Source organism: Thalassobaculum sp. (genome assembly GCF_965223715.1).
GTDB lineage: Bacteria > Pseudomonadota > Alphaproteobacteria > Thalassobaculales > Thalassobaculaceae > Thalassobaculum.
This window is the reverse complement of record NZ_OZ245012.1, coordinates 1,098,766-1,112,118: the sequence shown is the minus strand read 5'-3', so window position 1 is coordinate 1,112,118 and position 13,353 is coordinate 1,098,766. Positions and strand designations below refer to the sequence as shown.

Here is a 13,353-nt window from a genome sequence, read left to right as displayed (position 1 = left end):
GAATCGCGGCCTGGCCTCAGCCGGGGCGCCGGATATTTCCGGTGCTTTGAATAAAGCTAAAAATCGATCTAAATCGCCGAAACAATTACGTTTTTTCTCCTCATCTCCGCGCCTGCATTAAGACTGTTTTAAGTCTCATCGGTGACTATGCCGGTTCAAACGTAATGAGGTGTTTGCAGACATGTCCGTCGCAGAGCCCGTCGAACCGTCAAAGTCACCCTCCGACATCCACGCGGTGTTCCGGGCCCATTCGGCCTATCTGCGTGGCGAGCCGGGCGGTCGCCGCTGCCAGCTGAAGGCCGCGAAGCTGGACGGCCGCAATCTCGATGGCGTCAACCTGCACCAGGCGACGCTGTCGGGCTCGACCCTGACCCGTGCGTCGCTCCAGGAGACCGACTTCTCCAATGCCGACCTGTTCGCCTGCGACTTCTCGGCGGCGAACCTGCGCGGCGCGTGCCTCAACAAGGCCGACCTGCGCGGCGCCAACTTCACCCTGGCGAACCTGTCCGGCGCCAAGCTGCGGGCCGCCGACCTGCGCCCCGGCCACATCCTGCAATGGGGCGAGGAGGTCAAGCGCGTCTCCAGCCTGGCGGACGCCAACCTGGACGGCGCCGACCTGACCGACGCGAACGTGTCGGAAGCCAACATGGCGATGTCGAGCGCCAAGGGCGCGATCTTCCACGACGTGGTCCTGCATGCAGTCAATCTGGCCGGCGCCGACCTGTCGGGCGCCGACCTGACCGGCTGCAACCTGAAGAACGCCAACCTGACCGGCACCAACCTGGACGGCGCCGACCTCAGCGGCGCCAACCTGACGGACGCCAACCTGCGCAACGTCGACCTGTCCAAGGCGAATATCGAGACCGCCAACATGATGGGCGCGATCCACCGGGACAGCCAGCGGCCGCTGCCGGGCGAGATCGAGGTCATGCTGCGCGAGCACAGCAAGTGGATCGCCAGCAACGGCACCATGGGCGAGCGCGCCAACCTGAAGGACTACGACCTCGCCGAGCTCGATTTCTCGAGCTGCGACGTGCGCGGTGTCTGCTTCGACGGCGCGAACCTCAAGGGGGCCGCCTTCGTGCGTTCCGAGCTGTTCCTGACCTCGTTCCAGGGCGCCAACCTGGAGGAGACGGACTTCTCGTTCGCCCGAGCCTCCGGAACCAACTTCGCCGGTGCCCTCCTGCTCAACGCGGTGTTTATCAGCACTCGGGTGGAAGACGCCGAGATCATCGGCCCGGACGGTCACAAGACCGGCCGCAGCCTGTTCGCCCGCTTCCGCGGCGCTGATCTCAACGGTGTCAACTTCGCCGGCAGCATCTTCGACGGGGCCGACCTGTCGGATGCCGACCTGAGCGGCGCGAAGCTCGAATTCGCCAAGATCAAGCGCGCTCGGGGCCTCGACTGATCAGACTTACAAGGTCCGTTCGACCAGCCGGCCGTCGCGCAGCTCCACCACCCGGTCCATCTGGGCCGCCAGGTCCAGGTTATGGGTGGCGATCAGCGCCGACAGGCCCGTGCCCTTCACGATGTGGGTGAGCTGGGCGAAGACGTCGGCCGCGGTCTGCGGATCCAGGTTGCCGGTCGGCTCGTCGGCCAGCAGGACCCGCGGTACGTTGGCGATGCCGCGCACGATGGCGACACGCTGCTGCTCGCCGCCGGACAGCCGGGCCGGCCGATGGCTCGCCCGCTCGCTCAAGCCCACCATGTTGAGAAGCTGATCCGCCCGCTCCCGCGCCTCGCGCTTGGAGAGGCCGGCGATCATCTGCGGGATCATGACATTCTCGCGGGCCGAGAATTCCGGCAGCAGATGGTGGAACTGGTAGACGAAGCCGATCGTGCTCTGGCGGAAGCGGGTACGTTCGCCATCGCCCAGCTCGGCGCAGTTGCGTCCGCCCACCAGCACCTTGCCGCTGGTCGGCTGCTCCAGCAGCCCGGCGATGTGCAGCAGGGTCGACTTGCCGGCCCCGGACGGGCCGACCAGCGCCACGATCTGGCCCTCGTTCAGAGTCAGGTCGATGCCCCGCAGCACCCGCAGGGACTGGTCGCCCATGCCGAAGACGCGGGTGACCCCTTCCAGCACAAGGGCCTTGCCGTCCTTGCCCGCCCGACGTGGCGACGGCGGCGGTGTCAGCGGCTCACTCATAGCGCAGCGCCTCCACCGGATCGACGCGGGCCGCCCGCCAGGCCGGATAGATCGTGGCCGCGAAGCTGAGCCCCAGGGCCATGACCACGACCACGACCACCTCGGTCGGGTCCATCTTGGCCGGCACGTTGGTCAGGAAATAGATCTCCGGCGGGAACACCGAGGTGCCGAACACCGTCTCCACCCAGTCCTGGATGGCCTGAATGTTGAGCACGAACAGCAGGCCCAGCACCGCGCCGACCACCGTGCCCAGCACGCCGATGCTGGCCCCCGTCATGAAGAAGATCCGCGTGATCATCCCGCGCGAGGCCCCCATGGTCCGCAGCACGGCGATGTCCCTGCCCTTGTCCTTCACCAGCATGATCATCGAGCTGATGATGTTGAAGGCGGCGACCAGGATGATCAGCGTCAGGATCAGGAACATGACGTTGCGCTCGACCTGGAGCGCGTTGAAGAAACTGCTGTTCTGCTGCTGCCAGTCGCGGAAATACACCTCCGGCGGCAGCGCCTGCATCATGTCGAGCCGGACCTGCTTGAGGGAATCCGGATCGACCGTGAAGATCTCCAGCGCATTGACCGAGTCGCCCTTCTGGAAGAACACCTGGGCGGCCTCGAGCGGCATGTAGACGAAGCTGTTGTCGTACTCGTACATGCCGACCTCGAACAGCGCGACGACCTCATAGGCCTTCATGCGCGGCATGCTGCCGACCACGGTGACGGCGGAGCTGGGCGAGATCAGCGTGACCCGGTCGCCAACCCGTAGGCCAAGCCTGTTCGCCAGCCGGGAGCCGACCGCCACCGCATCCTTGCCGTCGAAGGCGTCGAGTGATCCTTCCTTGATGTTGTCGGCGATCAGCGGCTTGCCCTTCAGGTCGCTCGGCCGCATGCCGCGCACCGCGCCGCCCGACGCGACACCGTTGGCGGTCAGCATGGCCTGACCCTCGACCTGGGGGGTGACGCTGAACACGCCGGGGACCGAGGCCGCCTCGACGACGAGCTGGTCGTAGTTCTCGATCGACCCGTCCACCGCATAGACGCCGGCATGGCCGTTCAGGCCCAGGATCCGGCCGATCAGCTCGGCCCGGAATCCGTTCATCACGCTCATGACGATGATCAGGGTCGCCACCCCGAGCCCGATGCCGAGGAGGGAGAACCCGGCGATTACCGAGATGAATCCCTCCTGGCGGCGCGCCCGCAGGTAGCGCATGGCCACCATCCGCTCGAAAGCACCGAAAATCATGCCCGCCCTCTGTGTGAGGCGCGCACTGTCGGCGCCATATGCGGCGAGATCGTGGCGTGCGGCATCGTCACCGGACCGACGGTCAGCCGGCGAACCGGTTCAGCGCCGCCTCGACCGACATCTCCTCGCGCTCGCCGGTCTTGCGGTTCTTGACCTCGACCACGCCGTTGGCGATGCCGCGCGGACCGACGACGATCTGCCAGGGCAGGCCGATCAGGTCCATGGTGGCGAGCTTCGCGCCGGGACGGTCGGAGCTGTCGTCCATCAGCACCTCGACACCCGCCTTCCCCAGCTTGGCGTACAGGTCCTCGGTGGCGGCGTCGCAAGCGCCGTCGCCGACCTTCAGGTTCACCAGGCCGATATGGAACGGAGCGACCTCTTCCGGCCACACGATCCCGCTGTCGTCATGGCTGGCCTCGATGATGCCGCCGACCAGCCGCGACACGCCGACGCCGTAGGAGCCCATGTGCACCACGGTTTCCTTGCCGTCCGGACCGGCGACCTTGGCACCCATCGGATCGGAATACTTGGTGCCGAAATAGAAGATGTGGCCGACCTCGATGCCGCGGGTATGGACCAGGTCCGACTCGGCGACCGGACAATTGGCGACGTCATGCTTCTCGTCGGTGGCGGCATAGCGCGCCAGGCAGGCGTCGACGATCGGCTGCAGGTCGCCCTCGTAGTCGACATCGGCCGGCACGGCGTCGGTGGTCAGCCAGTCCTTGTGGCAGAACACCTCGCTCTCGCCGGTCTCGGCCAGGATGATGAACTCGTGACTCATGTCGCCGCCGATCGGGCCGCTGTCGGCGGCCATCGGGATCGCCTTCAGGCCGAGCCGGTCGAAGGTCCGCAGATAGGCGACGAACTGGCGGTTATAGGCGAGCCGGGCCGCGTCCTTGTCGATGTCGAAGGAATAGGCGTCCTTCATCAGGAATTCGCGGCCGCGCATCACGCCGAAGCGGGGACGCACCTCGTCGCGGAACTTCCACTGGATGTGATACAGCCGGCCGGGCAGTTCCCGGTAGCTGCGCACATGGGTGCGGAAGATGTCGGTGATCTGCTCCTCGTTGGTCGGCCCGTAGAGCATGTCGCGCTCGTGCCGGTCGGTGATGCGGAGCATCTCCTTGCCGTAATCGTCGTAGCGGCCGCTCTCGCGCCACAGGTCGGCCGGCTGGATGGTCGGCATGAGGACCTCGTTCCAACCCGCGGCGTTCTGCTCCTCGCGCACGATCTGCTCGATCCGCTTCAGCACCTTGAAGCCGAGCGGGAGCCAGGAATAGATGCCGGCGCTGGACTGCTGCATCATTCCCGCCCGCAGCATCAGACGGTGGGACACGATCTCCGCCTCGCGGGGCGTGTCCTTCATGGTCGGCAGGAAATAGCGGGACAGGCGCATCGAGTTCCTCGGCAACTACAGGTGACGCGCCGTCGGGCGCGGATCCGCGCGCCCTGGCGACAGCCCGGGGCGCGGTGCGGCGCACTCTAGAAAAGCGCCTGTGCACTGTCCAAGGGAAATCCGGCCGGAGGCCGCGTCCCGCGGAGAATCGAAAGGCTGTGAAGCTGGGGGCCGCGTCGACGGCCGGAGCGGCTCAGACGCCGCGCAGGCCGAAATTCAGCAGCGAGATCCAGAACCGCTCGAGATCGCGGTAGGAGGTGCTGGCGGTCTTCAGGTTGCCTGCCTCGACCGGCACGCCCGGCAGCGCCTTGGCATGGCGCTCGAACATGGCGTCGATCTCCTTGCACAGGGCCAGGCCCTTGTCGGACAGGCGCACCCGGATGGACCGGCGGTCATGGGTCGACCGCTCCTGCACCAGGTATCCGTTCTCCACCATTTTGCGGACGTTGTAGGACACGTTCGAGCCCAGATAGTAGCCGCGGTTGGTCAGTTCGCCGACCGTCAGCTCCTCGTCGCTGATGTTGAACAGGATCAGGGCCTGAATGTTGTTGATATCCTCGACGCCGATCCGGTCGAGCTCGGTCTTCACGACTTCCAGAAACTGGCGGTGAAGGCGCTCGATCAGCTTGATCGCGTCCAAATACTCGCGGCGGAGGTCCGTCACATCATCCGTCATTGTCATCGCATATCCCGCCGCTACTCGTCCCTATAACCGATACCATTGGAGACGCGCACCCATCAACGGGTCTAGACCAACACGTCTACACACGCAACTCGTTTCGCTGAATTAGAAATTCTCGTCGCCCCGGATCATCTTGAAGATGCCCGAGAAATCCGTGCCGGCATGGCCGCGGTCGACATAGTCCCGGAACAACTGAAGGGCCTCCGCGCCCAGCGGCGTCTGGGCATGCACCTGCTCCGCCGCGTCCTGCGAGAGACCCAGATCCTTCAACATCATGGCGGCGGTGAAGCCGGGCTTGTAGTCGCGGTTGGAGGCCGCCGTCTCGGTCAGTCCCGGCACCGGGCAGTTCACCGTCATCGACCAGCTCTGGCCCGAGGACTTGGAGCTGATGGCGAACAGCTTGGCGGTGTCCAGGCCCAGCTTTTCCGCCATGGAGAAGGCCTCGCACTGGCCGATCATGTTGATCGCCAGCATCATGTTGTTGCAGATCTTGGCTGCCTGTCCGTTGCCGCTCCCGCCGGCATGGACGATGGTCTTGCCCATCGCCTCAAGGATCGGCTTGGCGCGCTCGAAGGCGGTCTCCGTACCGCCGACCATGAAGGTCAGGGTCGCCGCGGCGGCCCCGGTCGTCCCGCCGGAGACCGGGGCGTCGACCATCTCCAGCCCCTTGCCCGCGGCGTCGGACGCGACCGAGCGGGCGGTCGCCACGTCGATCGTCGAGCAGTCGATCAGCAGCGTTCCATCGGCAACCTTCGGTAGAATCGACTCGCCGTAGACCGCCTTGACCTGGGGGCCCGCGGGCAGCATCGAGACGACGATCTCGACCGAATCGACACAGCCCTCGGTCGAGCTGGCGGACTCGCCCCCCGCCGACTCGAGCGCCTTGCGCTGCTCCTCGGACAGATCGAAGCCGCGCACCGTGTGCCCGGCCTTGAGCAGGTTGGTCGCCATGGGCAGGCCCATGTTGCCGAGGCCGATGAAACCGATCGTCGCCATCTCGTCCCTCCCGAGGACCCTAGTGTCGTTGCCGCATGCTCAAGCCTGCCCGGTTCGCGGTCAAGCCAGGGACCAGTCGCCTTGAGCCGGTGCGCTGAAATGCGCGGCGATGATGTCGTCCCCGACCTCGGCCAGGGTGGCGGGCTGCCATTTCGGAGCATGGTCCTTGTCGACCAGCACCGCCCGGATGCCCTCGTAGTAATCGTGACCGGCCATGCAGGCCTGGGACAACCGGTACTCCAGCACCAGGACCTCGGCCAGGCTGGAGGCTTCCTTGCCGCGGCGCATGAGCTCCAGGCTGATCTTCATGCTGGTCGGCGATTTGTGCAGCAGGTTGTCGCGGGTTTCCAATGCGAAGTCCGAGCCTTCGGCGGACAGGGCGTCGATGATCCCCTCCACCGTGTTCGGCTTGAAGCAGCTGTCGATCACGGCCCGGTGCGGCGCCAGCGGGTCCGGCCCGGCCGGCTCGGCCAGACGCTCCAGCACGTCGTTCACCGCCTGCCGCCCCCCCGACCCGGCGGCCATGGAAGAGGCGACCTGGGCCTCGAAGCCCTCCAGCCGGCTCGACGGCACGAAATGGGTGCCGATGCCCAGCGCGCAGGCGCCGGCCGCATCCAGCCGGGCGCCGGTCAGCGCCAGATAGGTCCCGGTCTCGCCCGGCAGACGCGGCAGGAACCAGCCGCCGCCCACATCCGGGAACAGGCCGATCGCCGTCTCCGGCATGGCGAACATCAGCCGCTCGGTGACGATCCGGTGCGAGCCATGGATCGACACGCCAACGCCGCCGCCCATGGTCACTCCGTCCAGCAGGGCGACGAAGGGCTTTGAAAAGGCGTGGATCTGGTGGTTCAGCCGGTACTCGTCGAAGAAGAAAGTGCGGGACAGCTCCGACGGCTTGCCGCCGTTCTCCTCCTTCACCGACTTCCACACCGCGCGGACGTCGCCGCCGGCACAGAACGCCTTCTCGCCCTCGCCCTTGATCACCACGGCGCCGATGGCGTCGTCATGCTCCCAGGAGTCCAATTGGGCCGCCATCTCCTTGACCATGCCGTGGGTCAGGGCGTTCAGCGCCTTGGGACGGGTCATCTCGACGGTCGCGAGGCCGCCATCGGTAGAAAACTTGATCTCGTCGCTCACGTCCGTCTCCGGGAACTTGTCTCAGTTGGCCAGCAGCTTGCGGGCGATGATGACGCGCATGATCTCGTTGGTCCCTTCCAGGATCCGATGCACGCGCAGATCCCGCAGCAGCCGCTCGATCGGGTAGTCCCTCAGGTACCCGTAACCGCCATGAAGCTGCAATGCCTCGTCGACGATCCGGTAGCCGATATCGGTGGCGAAACGCTTCGCCATGGCCGCGTGCTGGGTCGCCTCGGGCGACTTGGCGTCGAGACTCGTCGCCGCCCGGTGCACCATGAGACGGGCGGCCTCCAGTTCGGTCGCCATGTCCGCGAGTCGGAACTGGGTCGCCTGGAAATCGGCGATGGCCTGGCCGAAGGCCTTGCGGTCCTTCACATAGGACAGCGACGCCTCAAGGGCCGCCCGCGCGCCGCCGAGCGAACAGGCGGCGATGTTGATCCGTCCGCCGTCGAGCCCGGCCATGGCGATGCGGAACCCCTGCCCCTCGGCGCCGACCAGATTCTCCGCCGGCACCTTGCAGTCGTCGAAATTGACCATGGCGGTCGGCTGGCTGTTCCAGCCGAGCTTCTTCTCGTTCTCGCCGAAGGACAGGCCGGGCGTGTCCTTCTCCACCAGGATGCAGGAGATGCCCTTGGCCCCCTCCTCGCCGGTCCGGCACATCACGGCATAGACGTCGCTCGTCCCGCCGCCGGAGATGAAGGCCTTCCCGCCGTTCAGCACGTAGTGGGAATTGCCGACCTTCTCCGCCCGGGTCTTCAGCGCCGCGGCATCGGAGCCGGCCCCAGGCTCGGTCAGGCAATAGCTGGCGATCTGCTCCATGGAGGCGAGCTTCGGCAGGAATCGCTGGCGGATCTCGTCGCTGCCATAGCTGTCGACCATCCAGGCGACCATGTTGTGGATCGACAGGAACGCGGCCGTCGACACGCAGCCGGCGGACAGCTCCTCAAAGGCGATCGCCGCGTCGAGGCGTCCCAGGCCGGAGCCGCCCACATCGTCGCGCACATAGATCGCGCCGAGGCCGAGCTCGGCCAGTTCCTTCAGCACGTCGACCGGAAAATGGGCTTTCTCGTCCCATTCGGCGGCGTTCGGCGCCAGGCGTTCGGCCGCGAAGGCGCGGGCCATGTCCTGGATCGCGCGCTGCTCGTCACTGAGTTGGAAATCCATCTGCGTCCCTCCTGCGGGCTGCGGCCACGGCGCAGCGTATTTTGCGCCGGCGCCCGGATTATAGACGGTGTGGGCTTACCGTTCGGGGCGGCGCGGGATAATCTGAACCGGCTTCGGACAAGTCAACGGTGCCCCAAGGTCAACCGGGCTTTGCCGCCGTTGCATCGCTAGATGGGTGGCTTACACTCTGGCGCAACAACAAGACGAAACGAGGACGCCATGCCCTTCAACGGCCGCCCCAAGACCCTGATCGCGCCGTCCACCGGCTATCCGACCACCCGCATGCGCCGTCCGCGCCAGGCCGACTGGTCGCGCCGGCTGGTCGCCGAGAACGCGCTGAGCGTGAACGACCTGATCTGGCCGGTCTTCGTCCATGCCGGCGACGAGCCCCGCATCCCGGTGGAGAGCATGCCCGGCGTCATGCGCTATTCGGTCTCCGAACTGGCCGAGGTGGCGCGCGAGGCGGCCGATCTCGGCATCCCCGTGATCGGCGTGTTCCCCTATGTGGAGGGCGAGTTGAAGGACGCCCAGGGCAGCTACGCGGTGGCCGACAACAACGTGGTCTGCCAGGCGGTGGAGGCGGTGAAGAATGCCGTGCCCACCCTCGGCGTGATGTGCGACGCCGCCCTCGATCCGTTCACCAGCCACGGCCATGACGGTCTGCTGGAGGACGGCTCCATCCTGAACGACGAGACGGTGGAGGTGCTGGTCCGCCAGTCGGTGCTGCAGGCCAGTGCGGGCTGCGACATCATCTCGCCCTCGGACATGATGGACGGACGGGTCGGCGCGATCCGCAAGGGGCTGGACGAGGCCGGGTTCCAGGGCGTGCTGATCATGTCCTACGCCGCCAAATACGCCTCGGGCTTCTACGCCCCGTTCCGCGCGGCGGTGGGCTCGGCGTCGACACTGGGCTCGGCGTCGAAATCGACCTACCAGATGGATCCGGCCAACTCGGACGAGGCCCTGCGCGAGGTGGCCCTCGACATCGCCGAGGGCGCCGACATGGTCATGGTCAAGCCGGGCATGCCCTATCTCGACATCGTGCGCCGGGTGAAGGACACGTTCGGGGTGCCCACCTACGCCTATCAGGTGTCCGGCGAGTACTCGATGATCATGGCCGCGGCCGAGCGCGGCTGGCTCGACGGCGAGCGGGCGATGATGGAGAGCCTGCTGGGCTTCAAGCGCGCCGGGGCGGACGGGATCCTGACCTATTTCGCTGTCGAGGTGGCGAAGCGGCTGCGGTAAGGGGGGCGCTCTTCCCTTTTTTCTTCATGCACTCCCCGGCCTTGTGCCGGGGCCTACGCTGGTTCTTGCGCGAGCGGCGTTGCGCTATCTCAAGCGCGGGGCACGCTAATCCGTGGGCCCCGGCACGAGGCCGGGGAGTGTGATTGTTTGATGGTATGATGATATGCGGTTACACCCCCGCCAGGAACCGCACCGCCTCCGCGTCCGACCACACGCCGTCGGGGGCGTGGAACCCCACATGCCCGCCATGCCGGGTGAGCGTGGCCCGCACCGCCGGGCACGCCTCCCAGTCCACCGCCAGATACCCCGCCTTCGGGATCCAGGGATCGTCGAGTGCGTGGATCACCCGGGTCGGCACCGCGATCCGCGCCAGGAATCCGCTGGCCGAGTTCCGGGCGTAGTAGTCCGCGGCATCAGCAAACCCGTTGCGGGGTGCCGTGAAGGCGTCGTCGAAAGCGATGACCGAGCGCGCCGCCGCCAGCCGCGCGTGCTCCTGCATGGTCAATCCGCCGGGGACCGCCGCCATCTCGGCCCGCATCGCCGCCAGCAGGTGACGGTGATAGACGGTGTTGCGGGGAATGGTGAAATGCCGCGCCGTGCCCATCAGGTCGATCGGTGCCGAGATCGCCACCGCGCCCCGCACCCGCTTCTCCACCCCGAACTCCGCGACACCCTTGAGCAGCATGTTGGCGCCCAGCGACCAGCCGACCAGCGCCACCCCGTCGGGGGCGGCACCGCCCGGCCCGTGCAGCCGGTCGATCACGGCGGCCAGATCTCCGCTGCGGCCGGAATGGTACTGCTGTCGGCAGAGCGGCCGGCTGGCGCCGGCGCCCCGCAGGTTCAACCGCAGGGTCGCGAAGCCCGCCTCCAGGAAGCGCCGGGCCGACCGCCTGACATAGACGCTCTCGGCGCAGCCGGTCAGCCCGTGGATCAGCACCACCAGCGGCCGCCCTGCCACCGGCTCGGCCGGCCGATCCAGCACGCCGATCAGGGTGTCGCCCGTGCCATCCGGCATCTTGAACGACAGGGTTTCCGATGTGGCCGCCGGCACCGGTTCGTCCGGCCGCACGATGAAGTCTCGGATGGTCTGAAGGTCGCCGCCGATCCAGGGAAAGCGCTGGCGGAACGGCCGAACGCCGATCTCAGCCGGCATCGGCGACGGCATCCTCCTCCTCGTCCTCGTCGAAGGACCGCAGCCAGTCGTGAATGACCTTGATCTGCTCCTCGGTCATCAGCGAGGGGGCGTGGCCGACACCCGGAAACTCGACCAGTTCGGCCCGGGGGCCGGAGCGGGTCATGCGCTGGGCGGTCTCCCGGGTCAGGACGTCGGAATGCTCGCCGCGCAGCACCAGGGTCGGGCAGCGCACGTTGTCCCAAACGTCCCACAGCTTCACGTCCGCCATGTCCTCGGTGAAGACGTCGCCGATGGCCGGATCGTAGTGCAGGGCATAGGTGCCGTTCTCCTGGCGGATGGCGGAATGCAGGGTCAGGTCGGACCAGGCGAGGTCGTCGGGGATGCCGAAATCGGCATAGACCTCCTTGAAGTACTCGGCGGCCTCCTGAAGGTTCTTGAAGCGCGGGTCCTCGCCCACCCGGACGCCGATGCGGCTGAGCGCGGCGCCGGGGATGACCGGGCCGACGTCATTCAGGATCAGCCGGCGGATCGGCGACTCCTCCCGGGCGGCCAGCATCATGCCGATCAGCCCCCCCATGGAGGTCCCGATGAAGTCGCACTCCTCCAGACCGCGGTACTGGAAGAACGCGTCCATATGCTTCAGGTAGGTCGCGTAATTGTATTCCGACTTGTCGGCGAGCCAGCCCGAGCGGCCGCGGCCGGCCACATCGACCTCCACCACCCGGTAGTCCTTTGCCATGGCGATGGCCAACCGGTCGAAGTCGCGGCCGTTGCGCGTCAGGCCGTGAACGCAGACGACCACCCGGTCACGCGACCGATCGCCGAAATCCTGAAACGCCAGCCAGACGGTGCCGTTGTGGTCGGTGAAGGGAAAACTGCCAGCGCTAGGACGCATGGTCTGAGACCCGATGCACTTTATGTTTGTTAGGCAGTGTCGGGCGGTTCGTCGGCAAGTTCAACCTGCGCGTCGGCGAAGAACCCGTTAAATCGTGTCGCAAGGGCCGCTCCATAGGCTCCGATCTGCCCGACCTCGATCCAGTCGCCCTCCGCCACGTCGGCGGGGAGCCGGAACGGGGTCGGCAGAAGGTCGTTGCCGTCGCAGGTCGGGCCGAAGATCGTGAAGTCCTGCATCGGCGCGTCGCTGATTCGGCCTTCCGCCCGGATCAGTCGCGCCGGTAAACGCACCCGCGACCAGTACGGTTCCGACAGGTTGCCGTAAACGCCGTCGTTCAGGTACAGCCGGTCGCCCTTGCGCAGGTGGACCTGGCACAGCATGGAGCAGCCGTCGGCCACCAGGGCGCGGCCCGGCTCGCACAGCAGTTCGACACTCTCGTCGATACCCGCCTCGCGCCGGCCCTCGATGATCTCGGTGACGAACTCCTCCAGCGGCGGGACCGGCTGGCCGGCATAGGCGACCGGGAAGCCGCCGCCGACATCGATCTCCCGCACCTCCGCCTTGGTGCCGCGCCAGACATCGGCGATCACCGCGAAGGCGGTGCGGAAGGCGCGCGGGTTGAGGCACTGGGAGCCGATATGGAACGCGATGCCGGCCTCCAGCCCTTCGTCCGCTACCCGGTCCAGGATTTCCACCGCTTCGGCCTGGGTGGCGCCGAACTTGATCGACAGCTCGAAGGCCGCCCCGCCGCCGGGGGTGGCCACGCGGACGAAGATCTTCAGGTCGCGCCGCTTGGCGACCTGCAGAACCTTCTCCAGCTCGGCCATGGAATCGACGCAGTAGGTCGACACGTCATAGACGCGGTCGGCCGCGAGGATGGCGGCGCGGCTCTTCACCGGGTGCATGAACAGCGCGTCGGCATCGGGCAGCCGCTCGCGCACGGCGGCGATCTCGGTCAGCGAGGCGGTGTCGAAGGCGGTCACCCCGGCCTCGGCCAGCCACCCAAGCACCCGGGGCTCGATGTTGCACTTCACCGCGTAGACCACCTTACCCGGAAAGGTCTCCACGAAATGCCGGGCCACGGCGCGGACCTTGTGGGGCCGGAAACAATAGACCGGATAGCTGGGCCGCAGGGCGGTCACCAGGGCCGTGGCGTCGCTGAAACGGCGGCGGCTACGGGTCTCCGTCGCGGGGGTGTCGGCCATGTCGGGCTCCTGTCCAGCGCCGCGGTCGCGACGTCCACCGATGCATCGAGCGGCAAGAATACACGTTTCAACGATGAAGTCGGGTGCACCGCTCCCCATGTGAAACCATTCA

At 66.9% G+C, this 13,353-nt stretch carries 12 protein-coding genes; 2 read left to right on the top strand and 10 right to left on the bottom strand.

Annotated elements, in window-relative coordinates:
- Positions 1 to 181 precede the first annotated feature (181 nt).
- A complete protein-coding gene (locus ACOQOP_RS05140) occupies positions 182 to 1,408 on the top strand; it encodes a pentapeptide repeat-containing protein (RefSeq protein ID WP_420565247.1) in 1,227 nt (408 codons plus the stop codon).
- Positions 1,409 to 1,414: 6 nt separating this feature from the next.
- On the opposite strand, the gene ACOQOP_RS05135 is transcribed toward ACOQOP_RS05140, so the two are convergent.
- The 7 genes from ACOQOP_RS05135 to ACOQOP_RS05105 all read right to left on the bottom strand — a co-directional run bounded on the left by ACOQOP_RS05135 (position 1,415) and on the right by ACOQOP_RS05105 (position 8,761).
- Positions 1,415 to 2,146 (bottom strand): ABC transporter ATP-binding protein, encoded by a 732-nt coding sequence (locus ACOQOP_RS05135; protein ID WP_420565246.1) that lies wholly within the window; start codon positions 2,144 to 2,146, stop codon positions 1,415 to 1,417.
- The gene (locus ACOQOP_RS05130) at positions 2,139 to 3,386 is read right to left on the bottom strand and encodes a lipoprotein-releasing ABC transporter permease subunit (protein ID WP_420565245.1); all 1,248 of its coding nucleotides are present in this window, start codon (positions 3,384 to 3,386) and stop codon (positions 2,139 to 2,141) included. The genes ACOQOP_RS05135 and ACOQOP_RS05130 overlap by 8 nt, the downstream gene beginning before the upstream one ends.
- Positions 3,387 to 3,468: 82 nt before the next feature.
- Positions 3,469 to 4,782: a proline--tRNA ligase gene (gene proS / locus ACOQOP_RS05125; protein WP_420565244.1), complete on the bottom strand. Its 1,314-nt coding sequence runs from the start codon at positions 4,780 to 4,782 to the stop codon at positions 3,469 to 3,471.
- 193 nt (positions 4,783 to 4,975) lie between these two features.
- The gene (locus tag ACOQOP_RS05120; protein ID WP_420565243.1) at positions 4,976 to 5,464 is read right to left on the bottom strand and encodes a MarR family winged helix-turn-helix transcriptional regulator; all 489 of its coding nucleotides are present in this window, start codon (positions 5,462 to 5,464) and stop codon (positions 4,976 to 4,978) included.
- A 105-nt stretch (positions 5,465 to 5,569) separates the two neighbouring features.
- Entirely contained in the window at positions 5,570 to 6,460 is an 891-nt protein-coding gene (mmsB, locus tag ACOQOP_RS05115) for a 3-hydroxyisobutyrate dehydrogenase (protein ID WP_420565242.1), read from the bottom strand.
- A 60-nt stretch (positions 6,461 to 6,520) separates the two neighbouring features.
- Complete coding sequence (locus ACOQOP_RS05110) at positions 6,521 to 7,597, bottom strand: enoyl-CoA hydratase/isomerase family protein (RefSeq protein WP_420565241.1); 1,077 nt, start codon at positions 7,595 to 7,597, stop codon at positions 6,521 to 6,523.
- A gap of 21 nt (positions 7,598 to 7,618) precedes the next feature.
- Entirely contained in the window at positions 7,619 to 8,761 is a 1,143-nt protein-coding gene (locus ACOQOP_RS05105; protein ID WP_420565240.1) for an isobutyryl-CoA dehydrogenase, read from the bottom strand.
- Between the two features lie 219 nt (positions 8,762 to 8,980).
- Here ACOQOP_RS05105 and hemB point away from each other — a divergent pair, with 219 nt between their 5' ends.
- Positions 8,981 to 10,006 carry a porphobilinogen synthase gene (hemB, locus tag ACOQOP_RS05100; protein WP_420565239.1) on the top strand — a complete coding sequence of 342 codons (1,026 nt, stop codon included), beginning with the start codon at positions 8,981 to 8,983 and terminating at the stop codon, positions 10,004 to 10,006.
- A gap of 169 nt (positions 10,007 to 10,175) precedes the next feature.
- On the opposite strand, the gene ACOQOP_RS05095 is transcribed toward hemB, so the two are convergent.
- From ACOQOP_RS05095 to ACOQOP_RS05085, 3 genes are read right to left on the bottom strand one after another with little or no spacing between them, the layout of a single operon-like run.
- A complete protein-coding gene (locus ACOQOP_RS05095; protein WP_420565238.1) occupies positions 10,176 to 11,159 on the bottom strand; it encodes a YheT family hydrolase in 984 nt (327 codons plus the stop codon).
- Positions 11,149 to 12,036, bottom strand: coding sequence for an alpha/beta fold hydrolase (locus tag ACOQOP_RS05090; RefSeq protein WP_420565237.1), 888 nt, complete (start codon positions 12,034 to 12,036; stop codon positions 11,149 to 11,151). Before ACOQOP_RS05090 ends, ACOQOP_RS05095 begins: the two co-directional genes overlap by 11 nt.
- Positions 12,037 to 12,065: 29 nt before the next feature.
- On the bottom strand, positions 12,066 to 13,241 hold the full coding sequence (locus ACOQOP_RS05085; RefSeq protein ID WP_420565236.1) for an alanine racemase: 1,176 nt from the start codon (positions 13,239 to 13,241) through the stop codon (positions 12,066 to 12,068).
- Positions 13,242 to 13,353: the final 112 nt, after the last annotated feature.